This window comes from Algoriphagus sp. SE2, from assembly GCF_039563885.1.
Lineage (GTDB): Bacteria > Bacteroidota > Bacteroidia > Cytophagales > Cyclobacteriaceae > Algoriphagus.
On record NZ_JBCLWJ010000012.1, the window covers coordinates 38632 to 59560 of the forward strand.

Below are 20929 nucleotides of genomic sequence, written 5' to 3' on the forward strand. Positions count from 1 at the left end.
TCAGATGTTGAGAAAATATCTTTACCTGCTTTTGATTTTACCTTTGGCCGCTTGTATAGACCCCTATTCTGTAGAGGTAGAAGGTGGTTCACAATTGCTTACGGTGGATGGTTTTATATCTACTGGTCCTGGTCCGCATAGTATAAAACTGACTAGAAGTGATACCTATGGAAGTGTTTTTGAAGGGTTGATCCGACCTGTAAGTAGTGCCACTGTCATTGTAAGAGATGATTTGGGAAAAGTAACTTTCTTAACTGAGGATTCTCAAGATAGAGGTGTTTATTATACTCCGGAAAACTTTTCTGCCAGTGTAGGAAGATCCTATACCTTACAAATTCAACTAATTGACGGGAAGGTTTACACCTCACTTCCAGAGCGCGTGGAATCGGTGCCTGAAATAAAAAATGTGGATTTGAAAGTAGTAAAAATCGCAGTTGAAGGTGAAATCCTAGAACGTTCCGGCGTACAGTTAATTGCTGAATTTGATGATCCAGCTGATCAGAATAACTTCTATTACTGGAGAACAGATGAATCCACTTTTGTCTTGAAAACCCGTCCAGATCTTTTTACTCCGAGACCATCCGAAACAAACCCGAGTCGTGATCCCCAACCTAAAGATTGTTGCATTATTTGCTATAAAACTGAGAGATTGGGAAATCAGGGAATCTATTTGGAAAAAGATGATATTTTCAATGGGCTAAGCACAGGAGTTCCTGCAGGTTTTATTGAGGATGATGGAATTCGATTTGTGGATACCTACAGGACTGAATTGCAACAATTGAGTATATCCCCTGAAGCCTATAGATTTTTAAGATTGGTTAAGCAACAGGTAGAGATTTCAGGCTCTGTTTTCGATCCTCCTCCTGCAAACATCAGAGGTAACATGATCAGTTTGGATAATCCCGAAGAAATTGTTTTGGGATATTTTATTGCTGCTGGTGAGAATAGGAAAAGAATTTATATCGACGGAAATCAACTTGATTTTAGACAGCCTGTGGTAATAATTCCAGATGACTGCCGAGAGATTGAAGGTTCGCAGCTAGACCCACCTCTTGATTGGAACCCTTAAATCCATGAAATCAAGATTTTTGAAAAATTATATAGTCTTTTTTTTTCCGATTTTTTTTTCGTGCATAGATCCTTATGAAGTTTCCATTGAAGATGGTCCGCAACTTTTGACCATAGATGGAATGATTTCTAGTGGTCAAGGACCAACCACCATCAAATTGACTAGAAGTGATACCTATGGAAGTGTCTTTGAAGGTTTAGTTAGACCAGTTGCTGGAGCGACTGTTATTGTAAGAGACGAAACCGGCAAAGTCATTTTTTTGTCAGAGGATCCTGAGAATAGAGGGTTTTATTTAACTCCAGCCGATTTTTCTGCCGAAATTGGAAGGACATACACTTTACAAATCCAACTTTTGGATGGGAAGGTTTATACATCTTTACCAGAGAAAGTAGTACCTGTACCTGAGATTCAAAATATATCTTATCAAGTAGAAAGAATTCCTGTAGAAGGAGAAATCAACGATGCTTCAGGAGTACAGCTGATAGTAGACTTGGAAGATCCTGCCGAAGAAAATAATTTTTATTATTGGAGAAAAGGGGAGTCGGTACATGTTCTGGAAACCAGGCCTGATCTATATATAGCACCGCCTCCAAGTAGAGCTCCTGATCCAAAAGACTGTTGCGCGGTTTGTTTTAGAACAGAACAAACCAGTAATTCCTCAATTTTTATAGCTAAAGACGATAACTTTAACGGTTTAAATACCCGTCTTCCTGCTGCTTTTATTCTTGATAACGCGCTTCGTTTCGTGAATACATTTAGGATTGATTTAGAGCAATATAGTATTTCCCAGGAAGCATATCGTTTTCTTAGATTAGCCAAACAACAATCCGAAGTAAGTGGGTCTGTATTTGATCCTCCTCCAGCCAATATCCGTGGTAATATGATTAGTTTGGATAATCCGGATGAGGTTGTTTTGGGGTATTTTATGGCTGTAGGAGAGGCCAGAAAGAGAATCTATATCAATGGGGCGGACTTGGATTTTAGGCAGCCAGCAGGATTGATTACAGATGATTGTAGAGTAGTAGATGGTGCTACTCTCAACGCACCAGCAGACTGGTCCCCATAATCACATTCACTTAGTTTTGCTTTTTTCAATAAACCGAATTCCAAACTCTTCAAGCTTTTCTAAAACAGGATTATAAATTTCCGGAATTACCGGAACATGTAAACCGCTGATGCTGATCTTTTTATCCAGAAATAAATCTATAGCGATTGCTAAAGGTAATCCAACAGTTTTTGCCATAGCGGTGTAGTTGGAATCCTCTCCATAACATACCAAACTGGAACTTATACCCTTAATACCTTCATTTGTTTTTATTTCAAAGAGATGCTGCATTACGATCATATCAACGTCCTCCGGATTAAGTGCCCAATCTTCTTCTAAGATCGCTTGGAGGATAGCAGCTGGGCTTCCTTTGGTTTTTGGAAGTTCTCTATTGCCGAAAAAACCTAACCACTGAATTTTTTCAAAAGTTGGAAAATCCATTTCAGGAATCGCTTTTGCTATTTTTTCCTCCACGGATAGATCCTTATTGTATGGCAAAAATGCATTTAAAAATTGTCTGAGATTGCTTCCTTCAGGCATCTCCAGCTGAAATGAATCATCTGTTAAACCTAATTGAACAAATACATCCCAAGCTTTGCAATATCCAGCTCTTCTGAGTGTTCCCCGGAGCATTGTTTGGATTTGTTCCAATCCATATACTTTTCTATAGCTCAACGAGTCCCGGTTTGGGTACCCATCGAAATTTCCTACTCCGTCAAAATGAATATTTTCTATTCTTTTGAATACCTGTTGATATGGTACGAACTTTAATTCTCCCTTTTCAATATATTGAGAAGTACCTTGTCCGGCCAATACAACATTTCTAGGGTTCCAGGTGAATTTATATTTCCATGGATTATCCTCGCTGGCTGGGGCCAACAATCCACCACAATAGGATTTGAATGAAAGAATTTTTTCTCCTTTGGATTTTGCTTCATGAATTATTTTCATGGCAGACATATGATCTAGTCCTGGGTCTAAACCACATTCATTCAGAAATAATAAACCTTTGGATTCTATTTCCGATTTAAGACTCTTCATACTTTCTGACTCATATGAAGCTGAGAAAAAGTGCTTTCCTAAATGCACGCAGTCTTTTGAGACAAGGGGATGCATCGCTGCAGGAAGCATAGAAACAACAATATCTGCTTTAGCAATAAGCTTTCTCCGCTCATTTTCATTTTCAATATTCAAAGCAATAGCCTCTGTATTTGGCTTGTTTTGGAGTTTGGATTTTGCCTGATCAAGGTCAAGATCAGCTAAAATCAATTTTCTATCTTTTTGGGAGCAAGAATCAGCGAGGTAGTCTATCAAAAATATAGAGGATTTTCCTCCTCCAAGTATCAAAATGTTCTTCATAAACGTCATTGTATTGTAAGTCTAAATTGAGCAATATATTCAAGCCACAAAAGGAGATTGCTTAAAATTGGAACAAATCTGTACTTTGGGCGTTAGGAAGACTCCGAAACAAAATCATGGGTAAAAAAATAATAATTACAGCTGAGTTGGAAGAATTGAGTTGGGCCGAACTTTCGGAAGAGGATCAGGTATTATTGACTGAGGCGAAAAAAATCAGTGAATCAGCATATGCCCCTTATTCGAATTTTCTAGTTGGAGCTGCCGCTCTGTTGAATTCAGGTTTGGTTTTAAAATCCAATAATCAAGAGAATGTTAGTTTTCCAGTTGGGGTTTGTGCAGAACGGTCTTTGTTAGGTTACGCAGGAGCCAACCATGCTGAGGATCCCGTAAAAAAACTAGCTATTGTGGCTAAAAGAAGAGGAGAGAAGGTTTGGGCAACAGTTTCGCCATGTGGACTATGTAGGCAAACAATAAGTGAGGTGGAAATGCGCTTTGATCAGCCAATTATTTTGCTGATTTTAAAGCCGAATGGAAATGTGATTAAAGTTCCCGGAATCCAATCCCTTCTACCATTCAAATTTGAAGATTTAAACGGTTAATTTTTGAAAAAACATATCCAATTTCAATTTGAAGCAAGCTATTCTATTTCGCATGAACCCAATTTTTCAGAATCGGAGGTTTGGATTCTATTTCATGGATATGGTCAGTTGGCAGAATATTTTATTAGGAAGTTTTTACCCTTTGATTCGGAAGACAGAATATTTTTAGTGCCCGAAGGAACAAATTATTCATACCTTAAAGATTTTCGGGGAAGAGTTGGAGCCAATTGGATGACTAGTCATGAGCGAGAACTTGCTATTGAAAATAACCATCGATATCTGGATAAGTTAGTCGATGAATTTCTCTCTGGCTTTGAGGTGCAGCCCAAAATTAACGTTTTAGGTTTTTCTCAGGGAGCTGCTACCGCAACCCGGTGGGCGAGTAGATGGTCAGGAATTGTTGAGACAATTATTCTTTGGGCTGGTGGGTTTGCTCATGATTTGAATATAAAAGAGAGCAGGGAACATTTTGAAAAAACTAGGTTGACTATAGTGCTAGGAGATCAGGATGAGTTTATAACTCCCGGAACCATAGAAAAACAGGAAGAATTTGTAAAATCTTTTGGAATGAAAGCAAATAAAATCAACTTTTCTGGAGGGCATATTATTGATTCTGAGGCTTTAAAAGACCTTTTTGATTAAAAAAGTAAAAATATTTCATTGCTTTTGGGTAGCAAGAGCAAAAACAATTTGATGCAACTTTGACATTCACTATTTTTCCAAAAATTTTGTAACTCATTCATGTTTTCGCTTACTGAAAAAGAGGTAGGATTGATTTCCACCCAATTGCTGAAAGGCAATGTATGTTTCTATCAAATTGATAAAAAGAAGATACATCACATGCCTGATGATGAAGATTATTTCAACTATGACCTCACTGAAGCAGAGGAGGATATTTTGGACGAAATAGAGGAAAATCCAGATAACTTTGCCGAGTTTACCAAGATGGAGCCGGCTCAAGAGCATCAAATGATGCAGGATTTTGTTGACAGAAAAATCAAAGAGAAAAACCTAGCAGAAGATTTGGTAAACGCGTTGAGCAAACCGAAAGCTTCCACCGGATTTAAATTTTTGATAGACGAATCCAAGTACAAAAATGAGTGGCTGGAGTATCGTCTTTCGAAATATCAGGATTGGGTAAAGGAGCAGGTCGACAGCTTTAATTATTCCGAAGATTAATATTTAACCGCCTTAAAATGGCGGTTTTTTCTTGCCCAAATGACGATTGATAGGAACAAAATATCCATAAGAAACACGTTATCTCCAGGAGATCTAGGCGGCGTTGTTGCTCTTCATGGTAAAGTTTATGGAGAAGAATATGGCTTTCCTATAGGCTTTGAAGTTTATGTAATGCAAAGTATCATTGAATTTTATAGCCAATATGATCCTGAAAAGGATCGGGTTTGGATTGTAGAATATGAAGGAAAATTAATTGGGTTTTTGTCCTTGATGCACAGACCAGGAAATCAGGCTCAACTGAGATATTTTATTCTTTTGAAAGAGTTTAGAGGATTTGGAATTGGAAAACAATTAATGCAAGAATGGATGGATTTTTTTCATGAAAGAAAGTATGAATCGGCATATCTCTATACTACTTCGGGACTTGATCCAGCGATTAGTTTATATGTAAGGAATGGATTTGTCAAAGTTTCAGAAGAGATGACGACAAACTTTGGGTTTCCCATGTTGGAAATTCTTTACCGTTTGGAATAGTTTTTATTTTTGAATGATTGTTTAAGACTTTGAAGTAGAAAATCTTATTTTTAATAAAACAAATAGAGAAAGCATGACAGCAAAACCATTCAAGACCATTCAAAAAGCGTTGAAACATTGGTATCTCCTGACCATTATTGGAGTTTTGTTTATTCTTCTGGCTATTTATGTCTTCACTACGCCTTTAGCTTCCTATTTAGTGTTGGCAACTTTATTCAGTGTGTCATTTTTAGCATCTGGACTCAGTGAACTCACGTTTGCTTTTGGGAATAGGAAAACCTTAGATCATTGGGGTTGGTTCTTGGCCTCAGGACTTATCAGTACCATGATAGGTATTTTGTTATTGACAAATCCGGCACTTTCCATGGTGACATTACCTCTTTATGTTGGCTTTGGGGTGATGTTTAAATCTATCGCTGGGATTAGTTTTGCTTTAAGTCTTAAAGATCATGGTGATGAATATCAATCCTTACTTTGGCTTGGGGTCGCTGGAATGATCCTTTCCTTTATTTTGATTTGGAATCCATCGATTATTGGAATGACTTTGGTGACCATCACCGCTTTAATTTTTCTGTTATTGGGAGTAGTAGCCGTTTTATTTTCACTGAAACTTAAAAAGCTCCACGATCTTCCAGGTAAATTGAAACAAAAATTGGAAGATGAATTCTAGAAGTCCCAGGAATTTGGTTTGAAAAAATGATCCGTTGAGCTACAATTATTTACAATTGTGATTAAGGGATTCCAATCCTTATCTCGAAATAAATTTCATGCATAAAACCAGTTTATTTGTATTAGCTCTCATTTTTTCTTTTTCGTTTAGTTTTGGACAAAACTGGGATTGGGGAGGTCCTATTGATCCGCTACAGGCAAAATTTAAGGTGCTTCATTATCAGCTGGAGCTTGAGGTAATACCTGCAAGCAAGTCGATTCGAGGTAAGAATAGTATCATATTTGAAGCTTCAGAGAAATTGGATACCCTTCGATTAAATCTAATTGATGAATATCAGGTCGAGAAAGTGGTAATGAATGGAGATGAAGTAGTATTTTCTCATCAAGATGATTTGCTGGATATAATTCCAATAGACTGTACTTGTAATACTGTGGATGTCTTTTATGGAGGAAAGACACCCATTGCCCTTAATCCACCTTGGACAGGAGGATTTACATGGGAATTGGATAGATTTGATAATCATTGGATGGGGCTTTCTTCTCAGGGAGAAGGAGCTAAGATTTTTATGCCTGCTTTGGACCACCCTTCAAGTGAAGCCCAGAATGGTATTGATCTTTTTATTACTGTTGATAAACCTTATTTCGCTGCCGCAAATGGGAGATTATTGGGTAAAAATGAAACAGAGAATCAAGTAACCTATCATTGGTCGACTGACTATCCGATTAACAATTATGGAATAAATTTTACGGTTGGTGTTTTCTATGAAGCTAAACTTGATTTCAATTCCATTTCGGGAGAAGTAATTCCAATGCATGTCTATGTTTTGCAGGAGGATCAGGCAAAGGCAAATGATTTGTTAGAAGTTTTGAAAATAAGTACTAAAACACACGAAAAGTATTTTGGTGCTTTTCCTTTTCCAAAAGATAAAATTGCTGTCGTGGAGACTCCATATTTAGGGATGGAGCATCAAACGATCAATGCTTATGGAAATAATTTTCAATTTGTTCCTATGGGAGATGTTCAATATGATTGGTTATTGCATCATGAGTTAGGCCATGAATGGTTTGGTAATAAAATGTCCGTAGGTGATTGGGCTGATATGTGGATCCACGAAGGTTTTACAGCCTATGGGGATTGGTTATTTTATGAAGAACATGGAGGTTCGGAAGCCTATTTTGATCAGGCGGCTTCCGTATTGAGAACCATTCCTCATGCAAAGCCAGTAGTTTCCCCTCCAAATAGTACGGAGGAAGAGGCCTATCATGGAGAGATTTACAGCAAAGGAGCTGCAGTAGTCCATGGAGTGAGGGGAATTCTGGGAGATGAAGTTTTTTTTCCTATGCTTAAGGCCTTTGTTTCTGATGATCGTTTTACCTACCTAAATCAAGTTACTACTGATAATTTTATTGATTTTGTATATAGCTATACAAATAAAGATCTAAGTGACTTTTTGAATTTCTATTTGAAGACTACAGATTTACCAGAGCTGAAAGTCAGTAAAAAGGGGAAATCAGGTTATATGGTAAGTCTGAAAGGGATTGACTTCAGTATTCCTGTGGAAATAGAAACTTCTAATGGTATAGAGAAAGTAACCTTGGGCTCAAAGCCCGTCTTAGTTCCAAGTACTTCTGAAATAAAGGTCGATCCAAAAGGTTGGCTGATGTTAAATAGATAATCTTTTACAGGATAAAAAATTTAATAATAAGTCCTCCTGCTATCCATAAATAGCAGATGTAGGAAACATATTTTAAGATTTGTTGAAAGGTTTTTAGGGTTTCTCTTTCTTCATCGGAGGTTGGTCTTTAATAATCAATTCAAAAATATCATTTCTTGAATAGTGACCGATAGGATCAAAATCTAATTTACTTTTGATGATTAGATTTAAATCTATCTCGGCTGAAACTGCCCCTGATTCCCCAAATAAGGGACCCGCTAGAACTTCTCCCAATGGAGAAACAATGACAGATCCACCATTACAGATTATCTCTTGTTCTTCTTTCAGTTCCTTTTGAAATTCATCAGCGTACATAGATTTGGTGAAGAACTGGTTGCAACCAAGCACAAAACATCTTCCTTCTAAAGCGATGTGCCTCATGGTTGATATCCAATTTTCACGAGCATCTGCAGTAGGAGCAATATAAATTTCGACGCCTTTCTGATACATAGCCATTCTTGCCAATGGCATGTAGTTTTCCCAGCAAATCAATCCACCTAATTTTCCAATTTTGGTATCAAAACTTACGAGAGACTTTCCAGAATCCTCTGCCCAAATCAATCGTTCCGTACCCGTAGGTTTGATTTTTCTATGTACACCCAAAAAACCATTTGGAGAGAAGTAGAGCATAGAGCAATAGAGACTTCCATTGGTACTGGATTTTTCAGTTACTCCAATCACCAGATAAATTTCCAATTCAATGCATAAGGTTTCCAGTCTTTCCAAATCGCTACTTTCCAAATCAAAACTGTTGGCATGATAGTTTGCATATTGCTCTCTTCCTTTTGTAGTCCTACTTCCTATTTTTGCTCCAAAAGTAAATCCTCTGGGATACCCAGGGATAAATGATTCTGGAAAAACGATCAACTTGTTACCTTCTTTTGCATATTGAGCACTAAGCATTTCAATCTTCTCAAATGTTTTTTCTTTATCAAAAAAGATTGGATTATCCTGAATAAGGCAAACTTTTAGTTTCATAGTTGCTGTATTTGAAAATCAATTTACAAAGTCGTAGGCAAAGCCAAGGTAAGTTCTTTTAATTTTGCGAACTCAAAGTCAAGAAAATGCATTCATCTTATTTCCGGCCTTAATCCCTAAATTGCATCATGGAAGAGATTCAGAAAAAAGACATCCGAAAACTCAGCCTTCCTGAATTGGAAGAGTTTTTTTTGCTGCATGGAGAAAAGAAATTTCGTGCAAAGCAAGTTTATGAATGGCTTTGGAATAAGTCTCTGAAGAATTTTGATGATATGAGCAATATATCTCTGAGCACCAGAGAACTTTTGAAATCACATTTTTTAATTAATCATATTCAAGTTGATTTAATGCAGCATTCAGATGATGGAACCATAAAGAATGCTGTTAAATTATTTGATGATAAGATCGTAGAATCTGTACTGATACCAACTTCCAAAAGAATCACTGCCTGTGTTTCTTCACAGGTTGGTTGTAGTCTGGATTGTAATTTTTGTGCCACTGCCAGATTGAAGAGAATGCGTAATCTGAATCCGGATGAAATCTATGATCAGGTAGTAGCAATTAAAGAAGAGGCAGAAACTTATTTCCAGCGTCCATTGACGAATATTGTTTTTATGGGGATGGGTGAGCCCTTGCTGAATTATGCAAATGTCATTTCTGCCATTGATAAAATCACGTCTCCGGAAGGATTGGGAATGGCGGCCAGAAGGATTACGCTTTCTACAGTTGGGGTAACCAAAATGATCCGTAAAATGGCGGACGATCAGGTTAAATTCAACTTAGCAGTTTCACTACACTCTGCAATTAATGAAACCCGTTCCCGTCTGATGCCAATCAATGATTCCAATCCTGTGGAGGAATTGGGGGAATCATTGAAATATTGGTATCAAAAAACAGGTAGAAAAGTTACCTATGAGTATGTAATTTGGGAAGGAGTGAATGACGATGAGAAACATGCAAAAGCGCTGGCGAAATTCTGTAAAATCATTCCTTCCAAAGTGAATATTATCCAATATAATCCAATCGATGAAGGCGAATTCCGTCAGGCAAAACAAGAAGCGGTAGATATGTATGTCCGAGTTTTGGAGGGACAGGGGATCATAGCCAAAGTCCGAAAATCAAGAGGACAGGATATTGATGCGGCTTGTGGACAATTAGCGAATAAAAATGAAGTAGCCTCACTTTAATATATTCTGTTTTGTAATTTGAAAAATCCCAGCTAAATTTTTAAAAATTAAATCTTGATGAAGAAGACTATACTTCTATTTTTAACATGTTTTATTTTTGGATCAATAGCTACAGCTCAAACTCAAGGGGATAGTAGAATTCATGCTTTAGGATCCTATGGTTTGAGATATAAATATTTTGGTGTAGGTGCCGGAGTCGAGTATTTCTTTGTCGACAATTTTGCGATTATGCCCAGTTATACCCGAATATTTCCAAATGTGGGCAAATCAAGTAATTTTAGTGCAGATCTTCGGTACTATGTTTCTGTAGGAAGTTCTCAACTCTATTTTATGGCAGGATATAGTCAAAATTGGGAAAACACGAATCCCGATGGTGCAGGAACCAGCAGAAATGTAAAAGGAGCAAATGTGGGGGTGGGTGCATACATACCTATGACAGACTGGATAGGTTTGAGCACTGAGTTTAAAGTTCAAAGTCAGAATCCTCAAGAAGCAGGTTTCCGTTTCGGTTTTGCTTTCCCTTTGTAATTTTTACTTTTTGCTAAACTCGAATAGCTTTCGCTTTTCTTCTTTGGAAAGTGCCTCGTAGCCTTTTTCTGCTATCTTATCTAAAATCAAATCAATTTCCTCTTGAGAAGATACCGCTCCTTTATCAGCGGGTTTTGAGGAAGTTGAGGATTTTGAAAATGGCTTGAAACTACTTGAAGTTTTTGGTCTTCTATAAGAGACATTGACTCCTTGTTTTTTGCGGAAAAAGTTCTCAAAGAATAAGCCTACTTTTTGAATCGGCACACCCCAGTCTGTTCCATTTCTCAGTTGGACAATGTAGAGGTAACCTATAAGGGCTCCGCCCAGATGGGCCAATTCTCCTCCTGCATTTGCTCCTGCTGAATTAGCAAAAGACAAAACAACATAGAAAATGGCGATGTATTTTATCTTGACTGGACCTAAGAGTAAGAGGAAAAAGGAAGTATTTGGGCTTAAAGTTGCCGCTCCAACGACAATAGCAAATACGCCGGCACTAGCTCCTAACATTAACGAACTATCAATAGATCCACGGAAATAAGGTGCAAGATTATAAATCAAAACATAAAAGAGAGCTCCAGATAGTCCACCTAAAATATAGAGATTGGCTAGTTTTCTACTTCCCAAAAACTGATGTACCAGTTGTCCAAACCAATACAAAAAGAGCATATTAAAAAGGATATGAAAAATCCCTTCATGCATAAACATGTAAGACAAAATGGACCAGGGCTGAGTAATTAATTTGGGTAGCGATGCAGGCATCATGAATTTGGAGACCCCAGCTGAATAAAGATCACCAAAGCCCGTGATGGTAAGAATGACTCTTGAAACCAGTAAAACCATGAATACCAAAATATTAATGGCAATCAGCTTAAATAGGCTATTGTTGTCATGCCGGAAGGCATTTCGAAGATTTTCCCAAAAATTCCCGTACATAATTTAATAAAAGCTATTTCGATCTTTTTTCCAGAAGTAAACTAATATTCCACCTATTATTAATCCTCCAAGGTGGGCAAAATGGGCAACATTATCTGTTGGATTATTTACCAATACGTTATAAACCGTATAGAGTCCATAGAAAAGCACCAAATATTTTGCCTTTACTGGCATAGGGGGGAAGAGCAAGAAAAGCTGAGTATTAGGGAACAGCATCGCAAAGGCTATTAGAATACCAAATAAAGCGCCCGAGGCACCCACCATTGGGACATTTCCCTGAATTTCTAAAATTGCATCCAAAGTTTGGCTTGCTCTTCTAATTTTAACTTGGTCATTTGGATTTCTACTGTAATCATCCACGAAATCAAATATTGCACGATCAAAATAACCCCGGTTTTCCAAAACCAACTTATTGAAGGTATCAGGATCAGGATCCATTTGAAAAGCAGCAACCTTGTCTTGGAGCGAATTCATCTTGAAAGAAGAATAAGCCGAATAAAGAACACCAGAACCCACGCCACAAACCATCCAAAGTATAAGTAATTTTCTTGGCCCTAAAAACTGTTCCAACAGGGGGCCGAAAACCAAAAGACCGAACATATTGCTGAACAAGTGCCAAAAACCTGCATGCATAAACATATAGGTCAAAAACTGAAATGGTTTAAAATAGGGACTGTGTATATAATACAAAGCAAACCAGTCACTGAGTTGTGGAAATAAAAAACCTGAAACCAGGAAAAGAACCACATTAATCAGTAAAAGATTTTTAACTACTGGTGTAATATTTCTAAACATACTATTTTCCGAAGAAGGAGTGGATGTTGGATAAATCTAATTTTATGAATGTTTTGTTCCCTGAAAGCCCATAATTTGGATTTTTGCAAGCAAATAATTGCCCTACCAGTGTTTCCATTTCCTGTGAATTCAGTTTCTGACCTCTTTTTATAGCTGACTTTCGGGCCAATGATCTTGCCAAGTTTTCTCTGTTATCAAGAGAAAGTTCATTTTTGAAATTCTTGTACTGCTCAAGTAGACCTTCAAATAGTTCCTTCTCGCTTTTTGGTTGGATATCTGCAGGAACACCCTGAATGATCACAGTATCCTTGCCGAATTCAGCAACCATAAAGCCCAAACTATGTAATTCCGGTAAAATATCCATTACCAATGCAAAATCAGATGGGCTTAATTGTACTGTTGGTGGGAAAAGACATTGCTGAGATGGTCCTTGCGCAGCGTTTAGTTGTTTCACATAACGCTCATAAAGAATTCTTTCATGGGCAATTTGCTGATCCACAATCAACATTCCAGTGGACATTTGTGCCACAATATAGTTTAACTCAACCTGAAATGTGGTACCGGTAACTTCTTCTTCAGTATTCGTGGTCAAAAACTCCCTAGATTCCACTTGAGATGCTCTGCTCTGAAAAGTGATTACTTCTGTATTCTCTTGTCTTGGTTGATCAAAAGATTTTCTTTGAGGATCATTCCCTTCAAAAAGTTTTTCCCAACCCAAAGCGTTTGATTTTTTGAATTCCGGTGTGTTGTAGCTTTTATAACTATACTCTCTATCTACTTGATCCTTTTTTGTGGAATCCTTGGTCCAATTTTCTGTGAAATTTACATCAAATGAAAAGTCCAACGAGGGAACAACATGATGCGCACCAAGTGCTTGCTTAACTGCCGATCGTACCACCGCATAAACTGTCCTTTCATCATCAAATTTAATTTCAGTTTTAGTTGGATGGACATTAATATCGATGTGTGAAGGGTCTATTTCAAGAAAAAGCACATAAAAAGGGTGTTGATCAGATTGGATAAGACCTTCAAAGGCATTCGAAACAGCATGATTTAAATAACTGCTTTTTATGTATCTATTATTGACAAAGAAAAACTGTTCACCTCGTGTTTTCTTGGCATTTTCTGGCTTTCCTATATATCCTTTTACATTAATATGCGGAGTTAGTTCTTCACAAGGGATCAACTGTCCTTGATAGTTTTTTCCAAAAAGGCCGACGATCCTTTGACTAAGTTTTCCAGGATTTAGATTAAAAACCTCAAGATCTTGCTGGAACAGGGAAAATGAAATTTCTGGGTAAGAAAGAGCAACTCTCTGAAACTCATCCACCAAATGACGCATTTCAACTGGGTTGGATTTCAGAAAATTTCTTCTTGCAGGTACATTAAAAAACAAATTTTTCATTGAAACAGACGTTCCATTTTGGGCTGCAATTGGTTCCTGTTTTTTTATTTCTGAGCCTTCAATGTGAATCAAAGTACCCAAGTCAGAGTCTGCCTGTTTTGTCTTTAGTTCTACCTGTGCTACAGCTGCGATGGAAGCCAAAGCTTCCCCTCTAAATCCAAAGGTCCTGATTGAAAAAAGATCATTACTAGTTCTGATTTTCGAGGTTGCATGTCTTTCGAAGCTCATTCGGGCATCCGTTCCTGACATACCTTTCCCATTATCAATTACTTGAATCAGCTGTTTTCCGGCTTCTTTCACTATGACTTGAATCTGGGTAGCTCCTGAATCGACCGAATTTTCCAATAGTTCCTTTAATGCTGAAGCTGGTCTTTGGACTACTTCACCAGCTGCTATTTGGTTGGCAATAGCATCAGGCAAGAGCTGAATGATGTCACTCATTTTTTCTTTTTGGTTTAAGCCTGAAGAAAAAATAAATCCCCGCTACAATACCGGTGAAATATAAAATGTATTCAAAAATAACAGGCCCCAAATAGATGTATCCTCCCAGTCCTCCCAGTAAGATGAAAAATATAAAAGACCTGATCATCCCTGTGGAGGTTAATGGGTTTGAGGTTCTTTCTTTTATTCCCCTGTTTTGGGAAAAAGCTCCTCTGATTCCTGATTGATAAGAGAAATTTGAGTTACTTCCATCTTTTGGAATAACTCCTTCAGCTTCCATCTCTTTTTTGATTCGTGATGTTCTTTGTTCAATTTCCTCCTTTACCGGATCATAATATCTAGGTTTAATATCAAAACGCGAGGGACTAGCAGTTCGAAATATGGAGGGAAATTTCATGGCAATAAATGTTTAAAATGAAACTTTACATTTTTATAAAGGTTCATGATGGTATAAAGTTCTGGATCAAGAACCAGATATCAAATTTATAGCGTAATTAACCCTAAAATTCGATTATTCTTGCTTGATCTTTCCTATCTTCAAATTATCCTTAGTTCAAAGATTAAGATCAGTTAACGGCACATGAACAAAGGATCGGAATTTTATCTTACGAATTTTCCGGATGGCCGTTTTCACAAATTTATTTTAAAAGTTAAGGATTAAAAATTTTCACGGGAATGAGCATGAAGCTTTGGAGGGTTTTGACAGTAGGATTTATTGCTCTTTTATTCAGTTCTGGGAGATCTGATAAAATGGTGGCAGTTGAAGATCCGCTGATCAGCAAAGATCCTTTAGATCAGAAAAGTTGGGTAGATAGTGTTTTTAACTCACTCAGTTTTGAGGAACGACTTGGTCAGCTATTTATGGTAGCCGCATATTCCAACAAGGATCAAAAGCATGTTGATGAAATTGCCAATTTGGTTAAGAGCGAAAATCTAGGGGGATTAATATTTTTTCAAGGAGGACCTATTCGTCAGGCTCATTTAACAAACTATTATCAAGCTCAGGCCAAAACACCATTGTTTATCGCTATGGATGCGGAGTGGGGTATCAGTATGCGATTGGATTCAGTTCCTGATTTCCCAAAAGCAATGACCCTCGGTGCAGTCCAGGATTCCGAATTGATTTACGAAATGGGCTCACAGATGGCTGCTCAGTTCAAAGAACTTGGTATGCATATAAATTTTGCTCCGGTAGTAGATGTAAATTCCAATCCTGATAATCCGGTTATTGGATATAGAGCTTTCGGAGAGAATAAGCAACTAGTTGCTCAACGAGCAATAGCCTACATGAAGGGGCTTCAGGATCATGGGGTCATAGCCAATGCAAAGCATTTTCCAGGTCATGGGGATACAGAGGTTGACAGTCATTACGCATTGCCGGTAATAAAAAATCCTGAGCAAAGAATATGGGATGTGGATTTGTATCCATACCAAGAGCTTTTCAGGGAAAATCTGATGTCAGTAATGGTCGCTCATCTAAATATCCCAAGTTTGGACCCCACTACAAATATGGCTACCAGTTTGTCTAAAAAAGTAGTGACCGACTTGCTTCAAAATCAAATGAATTTTCAAGGTCTGATTTTTACAGACGCACTGAATATGAGAGGAGTTGCTAAAACAAATGCTCCGGGAGAAGTTGACTTGAAAGCATTACTTGCGGGAAATGACATCCTCTTGTATTCTCAGGATGTACCAAAAGCAAAGGCAATCATAAAACGGGCTGTTGAAGATGGAATGATAGAAGAGTCTGAAATTAATAGGCGAATAAAAAAAGTTTTAAAGGCAAAGTATTGGGCAGGGCTAAATGAATATAAACCTATAAATACGGAAGGTTTAGTTGAAAGATTGAATACTCCTAAAACAAGTGTTGTTACGGAGGAGCTTTATGCCGATGCTATTACTGTTGCCATCAATAAGGATGGATTACTTCCTTTTAAACAATTGGATTTAAAAAGCTTTGCAAGTTTGTCAATCGGAGATGACGGAGAGGAATTCCAGAGATATCTATCGAAATACACCAAATTTGAGCATTTCTCGATAAAAAAAGCAGCAGATCAAAGTACGCATTACAACACGATGAAGAAGTTGGAAGACTATGATGTGGTAGTTGTAGGCCTTATGGGCATTACCAATAGTCCAAGAAGGAAATTTGGGATAGCGTCTGCTGACATGGAATTATTAAAAAATCTAAGTAAAAGGCAAAAGGTAGTAGTTGTACTTTTTGGCAATGCGTACGCTTCCCAATATTTGGAAGGTTTAGATAACGTTGTTTTTGCTTATGAGAACAACAATATCACTCAAGAATTAGCCCCACAAATACTTTTTGGAGGAAGAGCTGCGAAAGGGATTTTACCGGTTTCTGTTAGCGATCAATTTATTCAAGGAGTGGGTGGTTTTCTTCCGGGAATGAGCAGGTTATCCTATGGTACTCCAGAAAGTGTTGGCTTGGATAGTAAAATTCTAGACAAAATAGATGAGGTGGCAGGTAAAGCTATAAGAATCCAAGCTACTCCAGGAGCCAATGTTTTAGTGGTCAAAAACGGGAAAGTCGTCTTTGAACGGTCCTATGGACAATTAGAATATAAGTCTAGTCCAAAGGTAACTTCAGAGACAGTCTATGACTTAGCTTCAATCACAAAAGTTTTGGCTACCACTCAGGCAGTGATGTTTTTGAGTAGCAGAGGCGATCTAGATATGAATAAAACGTTAGGAGATTATCTCCCAGAGCTCAGGGGGACGAACAAGGAAAATCTAGTTCTTAAAAATGTGATGATGCACGAATCTGGCTTGATCGCATTCATACCCTATTATGTAAAAACGGTTCAAAATGGAAGTTGGCGAGGAGATTTTTATAAACCGAGTCCTGAACCGGGTTTTACCAGACCGGTTTCCAATGATATGTATGGTAGAGATGATCTAAGGGATAGCATTTGGAATTGGACAGTTGAGTCCAAGTTATTACCAAAATCAGGTGGTAAGTATAAATATGTTTATTCTGATTTGACGATGTATTTCATGCAGGCAGTTGTTGAAAGAATCGTGAATCAACCTCTCAATGAATTTATGGATCAAAATTTTTATGAACCATTGGGACTTTATACACTTACATTTTTGCCTACAGAAAAAATCCCTATTGAAAATATAGCTCCCACAGAAGATGATGTGTCTTTTAGAAAACGGCAGGTCCAAGGATATGTGCATGATCCAGGAGCCGCCATGTATGGGGGAGTAGCTGGTCATGCTGGTCTGTTTGGTAAAGCAAATGATCTTGCTGTAATGATGCAATTAATGCTTAACAGAGGATATTATGGAGATGTTTCTTTAATGAAAGGGCAGACAATAGATGCTTTCACCCGCTTGCAGTCAAGTCAAAGTCGCCGGGGTTGGGGTTGGGATAAACCGGATCAAGAGCCTGGAAAAGGTGGTTCTGCGGGGGACTTGGCACCCAAAAGCTCATTTGGTCACACAGGTTTTACTGGTACATCCGTATGGGCAGACCCAGAAAACGATTTGATATATGTCTTTCTTTCAAACCGTGTCTATCCAGATGCGAATAATAAGAAACTCTTAAGAGAAGGAATCCGAACTGAAATCCATGATATTATTTACCAGGCAATGGGAAAAAGTAATCAGTAATCTGATATTTTTCTATTCCTATAACTTTTTGACCTCTTATAGAAGAACTCGATAAGAAAGCTTACCAAAGCGATAGTTAAGGCAATAAAAATCCCCCATTTATTGGATTGATATTGCTGCACCACAAGCGTAATTGATGCAATAATACAAAGTATGAATCCTGTTATGGGAACGATTTTATTCCCTTGAATCTGATCTGAGAGCTTGAATCCAGCATAATTAACCATTGCAAAAACAATCAAAAAACCAATACTTCCGGAAGTAGATATACTTTTTAAATCAAAGGCATTACACATAATCAGTGTCAATCCAGAGGTTATAATCAGGCCTACAGGCTGGTTCCATAGCTTGGAGGTTAATTCATGTGGCAACTCATCATCCTCTGCTATTTCATAGCTGACACGACTTCCCCCGTAAAGGGATGCATTAATTGCTGAGAATGTAGAGATCAATGCTGCCACGGTAATGATAGTAAATCCTAATTTCCCTAACATAGGCCTAGCGGCTTCTGCTAAAACATAGTCTTCAGCTTTTGCTATTTCTATGAAGGGTAAAGATCCAACGGTGACAATTGCAATTAAAAGGTATAAAAGGATGACAAAACTGATTGAAAAATAATAAGCTCGGGGAACATTTTTTTCAGGATGAACAATATCTGGAACTGAATTGGCAATTAACTCAAAACCTTCATAGGCCACAAAGATCACCATTCCTCCGCCCAAAATCTGAAGAGTATTTTCCCATTTATTTGGTGATAGTTGGGATAAGTTTTCATTACCGACTAAGCCATACAGGCCAATTCCCACAAAGCCAATCAGAATAATCAGTTTAATGACAACTGCAAATGATTCGATTTCTCCTACAATTTTAATGCTGTAGTAATTGATTGCTGTTGCCAGCAATATTACTGCGCTGGCGTAAATGTGAAAGTCAATTGTTTCATTTCCACTCAGGGAGTACAGATTGGGAGCATAAGAGCCAAAGGCGGAAGAATAAAGGGAAAGCATAATGATATAGCTGATCCAAAGCAAATTATTGATGCCTCCGCTAAAAACTGTCTTGCCAAAACTTTGATTAATAAATTTGACCGTACCACCTCGATCAGGGAATCCAAGTGATAATTTCACATAGCTATAGGAAGTAATCAAAGCCAGTGCTCCAGCCACTGAAAAAGCTATTGGCGTAGCTCCTTTTGCCAAAGAAACTGCTAATCCCAAAACAGCAAAAATTCCTCCTCCTACCATCCCACCTATTCCTATTGAAATAGCTTCTAATAATTTGATTTTTGGAGATAAATCTGTTTGGGATTGTTTCATAAACTCTTGCTTACTTCAGGTAAATGGATAAGAGGATTGTCTTTGAAAAATAAATAACAAGTCATACAAAGAATTTTAAAATTTAGAGATTTAGGATTTAATGGATGCTTTTTTAAGTTTTGACTGCATTTTTTTCAAAAAATAATCAACTTATAATTTGCTGTATTGTATTGGAATTCAAGCGTATCTAACGGGCTTAAACTTAAGATTTAGATTCTTTTTATTTTAAAAATATTTAATTTGAACAAAAATAGACCCAAATAGTGTTTAAAATCAGGTTTAAAACCGATACTATCTGAAATATGAAAATAGGCATCGTTTGCTATCCAACATTTGGAGGTAGTGGAGTAGTAGCTACGGAACTTGGAAAAGGTCTGGCTAAAATTGGTCATGAGATTCATTTCATAACCTACAGGCAACCAAGTCGCTTAGATTTTTTTAGCGAAAATCTTTACTACCATGAAGTTGATATAAAAAGTTATCCATTATTTGAGCATGCTCCTTATGAGTTGGCATTAGCAAGTAAAATGGTTTCTGTTGTCAAGTATGAAAAACTTGACTTATTGCATGTACATTATGCTATTCCTCATGCATCTGCAGCCTATATGGCAAAACAGATTTTAAAGGAACAAGGGATACAGATTCCTGTCGTGACTACATTACATGGGACAGACATTACATTAGTTGGCAAAGATCCTAGTTACGAGCCTGTAGTGACATTTAGTATTAATCAATCTGATGGGGTTACAGCTGTTTCTGAGGATTTAAAAAAAGAAACCTACGCCCATTTTGATATTAAAAGGGATATTCAGGTGATCCCTAACTTCATCGATTTAGAAAGATTTAAGAAGCAAAAGAAAGAACATTTTAAATTGGCCATATGTCCGAATGGGGAAAAGCTTCTGGTCCATACTTCTAACTTCAGGAAAGTAAAAAGAGTGGAAGACGTGATCCATGTTTTTTATGAAATCAGAAAAAAGATTCCAGCAAAATTATTGTTGGTTGGAGATGGTCCTGAGAGAGATAAAATGGAACGACTTTGTAGGGAATTGGGAACTTGTGACGATGTAAGATTCTTGGGAAAACTAGATGCCGTGGAGGAGGTTCTATCGGTTGCTGATTTATTTGTGATGCCATCAGAAAAAGAAAGTTTTGGTTTGGCTGCTTTGGAAGCTATGGCTTGTGAAGTTCCGATTCTTTCTTCTAAAGCAGGTGGTATCCCTGAATTAAATTTAGATGGAGTGACTGGATTTTGCTGCGAGGTAGGAGACGTAGAGGATATGAAAAATAAAGCCCTTTATATATTGAAGGATGAAAATTTACCTACTTTTAAGAAGAACGCATTGGCTAGGGCCTTAGAATTCGATATTTCAGCAATTTTACCTATGTATGTGGAGTATTATCAAAAGACAATTGAGTCTACTCTAATACGTATTTAGTAATTTATCATATTAAAATAACACTTTGAACCCGGTAATAACTCAAATAGCTTAACTTTGTAATCCAATAGAGGATTATACCTCAATGAATAAAGTAACTTT

The 20929-nt window shown here is 37.4% G+C and carries 19 protein-coding genes; 12 read left to right on the forward strand and 7 right to left on the reverse strand.

Annotated features, from left to right (window positions below):
• Positions 1-4 precede the first annotated feature (4 nt).
• Together AAGF08_RS14280 and AAGF08_RS14285 are read left to right on the forward strand one after the other, a co-directional pair.
• Positions 5-1069 (forward strand): DUF4249 domain-containing protein, encoded by a 1065-nt coding sequence (locus AAGF08_RS14280; RefSeq protein ID WP_343511925.1) that lies wholly within the window; start codon positions 5-7, stop codon positions 1067-1069.
• A gap of 4 nt (positions 1070-1073) precedes the next feature.
• Complete coding sequence (locus AAGF08_RS14285; RefSeq protein ID WP_343511926.1) at positions 1074-2135, forward strand: DUF4249 domain-containing protein; 1062 nt, start codon at positions 1074-1076, stop codon at positions 2133-2135.
• A gap of 6 nt (positions 2136-2141) precedes the next feature.
• Here AAGF08_RS14285 and AAGF08_RS14290 read toward each other — a convergent pair whose 3' ends face one another.
• Positions 2142-3473, reverse strand: a complete 1332-nt coding sequence (locus AAGF08_RS14290) for a saccharopine dehydrogenase C-terminal domain-containing protein (RefSeq protein ID WP_343511927.1) — start codon at positions 3471-3473, stop codon at positions 2142-2144.
• A 116-nt stretch (positions 3474-3589) separates the two neighbouring features.
• Between AAGF08_RS14290 and AAGF08_RS14295 the strand changes: the two genes are divergently transcribed.
• The 6 genes from AAGF08_RS14295 to AAGF08_RS14320 all read left to right on the forward strand — a co-directional run bounded on the left by AAGF08_RS14295 (position 3590) and on the right by AAGF08_RS14320 (position 8130).
• Complete coding sequence (locus AAGF08_RS14295) at positions 3590-4072, forward strand: cytidine deaminase (RefSeq protein ID WP_343511928.1); 483 nt, start codon at positions 3590-3592, stop codon at positions 4070-4072.
• A 3-nt stretch (positions 4073-4075) separates the two neighbouring features.
• Positions 4076-4714, forward strand: a complete 639-nt coding sequence (locus AAGF08_RS14300; protein WP_343511929.1) for an alpha/beta hydrolase — start codon at positions 4076-4078, stop codon at positions 4712-4714.
• A gap of 99 nt (positions 4715-4813) precedes the next feature.
• Complete coding sequence (locus AAGF08_RS14305; RefSeq protein ID WP_343511930.1) at positions 4814-5251, forward strand: UPF0158 family protein; 438 nt, start codon at positions 4814-4816, stop codon at positions 5249-5251.
• Positions 5252-5290: 39 nt separating this feature from the next.
• Positions 5291-5785, forward strand: a complete 495-nt coding sequence (locus AAGF08_RS14310) for a GNAT family N-acetyltransferase (RefSeq protein WP_343511931.1) — start codon at positions 5291-5293, stop codon at positions 5783-5785.
• A 73-nt stretch (positions 5786-5858) separates the two neighbouring features.
• Positions 5859-6455: a DUF308 domain-containing protein gene (locus AAGF08_RS14315; protein WP_343511932.1), complete on the forward strand. Its 597-nt coding sequence runs from the start codon at positions 5859-5861 to the stop codon at positions 6453-6455.
• A gap of 97 nt (positions 6456-6552) precedes the next feature.
• A complete protein-coding gene (locus AAGF08_RS14320; protein ID WP_343511933.1) occupies positions 6553-8130 on the forward strand; it encodes a M1 family metallopeptidase in 1578 nt (525 codons plus the stop codon).
• Between the two features lie 93 nt (positions 8131-8223).
• On the opposite strand, the gene AAGF08_RS14325 is transcribed toward AAGF08_RS14320, so the two are convergent.
• Positions 8224-9147: a carbon-nitrogen hydrolase family protein gene (locus AAGF08_RS14325; protein ID WP_343511934.1), complete on the reverse strand. Its 924-nt coding sequence runs from the start codon at positions 9145-9147 to the stop codon at positions 8224-8226.
• Positions 9148-9275: 128 nt separating this feature from the next.
• On the opposite strand from AAGF08_RS14325, the gene rlmN reads away from it, so the two are divergent.
• Together rlmN and AAGF08_RS14335 are read left to right on the forward strand one after the other, a co-directional pair.
• Entirely contained in the window at positions 9276-10334 is a 1059-nt protein-coding gene (gene rlmN / locus AAGF08_RS14330; protein ID WP_343511935.1) for a 23S rRNA (adenine(2503)-C(2))-methyltransferase RlmN, read from the forward strand.
• Between the two features lie 57 nt (positions 10335-10391).
• Positions 10392-10862 carry an outer membrane beta-barrel protein gene (locus AAGF08_RS14335; RefSeq protein ID WP_343511936.1) on the forward strand — a complete coding sequence of 157 codons (471 nt, stop codon included), beginning with the start codon at positions 10392-10394 and terminating at the stop codon, positions 10860-10862.
• A gap of 3 nt (positions 10863-10865) precedes the next feature.
• Here AAGF08_RS14335 and AAGF08_RS14340 read toward each other — a convergent pair whose 3' ends face one another.
• From AAGF08_RS14340 to AAGF08_RS14355, 4 genes are read right to left on the reverse strand one after another with little or no spacing between them, the layout of a single operon-like run.
• Positions 10866-11795: a rhomboid family intramembrane serine protease gene (locus AAGF08_RS14340; protein ID WP_343511937.1), complete on the reverse strand. Its 930-nt coding sequence runs from the start codon at positions 11793-11795 to the stop codon at positions 10866-10868.
• Positions 11796-11798: 3 nt separating this feature from the next.
• Complete coding sequence (locus AAGF08_RS14345; protein ID WP_343511938.1) at positions 11799-12590, reverse strand: rhomboid family intramembrane serine protease; 792 nt, start codon at positions 12588-12590, stop codon at positions 11799-11801.
• A gap of 1 nt (position 12591) precedes the next feature.
• Entirely contained in the window at positions 12592-14436 is a 1845-nt protein-coding gene (gene mutL / locus AAGF08_RS14350) for a DNA mismatch repair endonuclease MutL (RefSeq protein ID WP_343511939.1), read from the reverse strand.
• Positions 14429-14833 (reverse strand): hypothetical protein, encoded by a 405-nt coding sequence (locus AAGF08_RS14355; RefSeq protein ID WP_343511940.1) that lies wholly within the window; start codon positions 14831-14833, stop codon positions 14429-14431. The genes mutL and AAGF08_RS14355 overlap by 8 nt, the downstream gene beginning before the upstream one ends.
• 278 nt (positions 14834-15111) lie before the next feature.
• Between AAGF08_RS14355 and AAGF08_RS14360 the strand changes: the two genes are divergently transcribed.
• Entirely contained in the window at positions 15112-18072 is a 2961-nt protein-coding gene (locus AAGF08_RS14360; protein WP_343511941.1) for a glycoside hydrolase family 3 N-terminal domain-containing protein, read from the forward strand.
• Here the strand turns inward: AAGF08_RS14360 and AAGF08_RS14365 are convergent.
• Positions 18066-19388 (reverse strand): APC family permease, encoded by a 1323-nt coding sequence (locus tag AAGF08_RS14365; RefSeq protein WP_343511942.1) that lies wholly within the window; start codon positions 19386-19388, stop codon positions 18066-18068. The two genes, AAGF08_RS14360 and AAGF08_RS14365, sit on opposite strands and share 7 nt — an antisense overlap.
• A gap of 302 nt (positions 19389-19690) precedes the next feature.
• On the opposite strand from AAGF08_RS14365, the gene bshA reads away from it, so the two are divergent.
• On the forward strand, positions 19691-20827 hold the full coding sequence (gene bshA, locus AAGF08_RS14370) for an N-acetyl-alpha-D-glucosaminyl L-malate synthase BshA (protein ID WP_343511943.1): 1137 nt from the start codon (positions 19691-19693) through the stop codon (positions 20825-20827).
• Positions 20828-20929 lie beyond the last annotated feature (102 nt).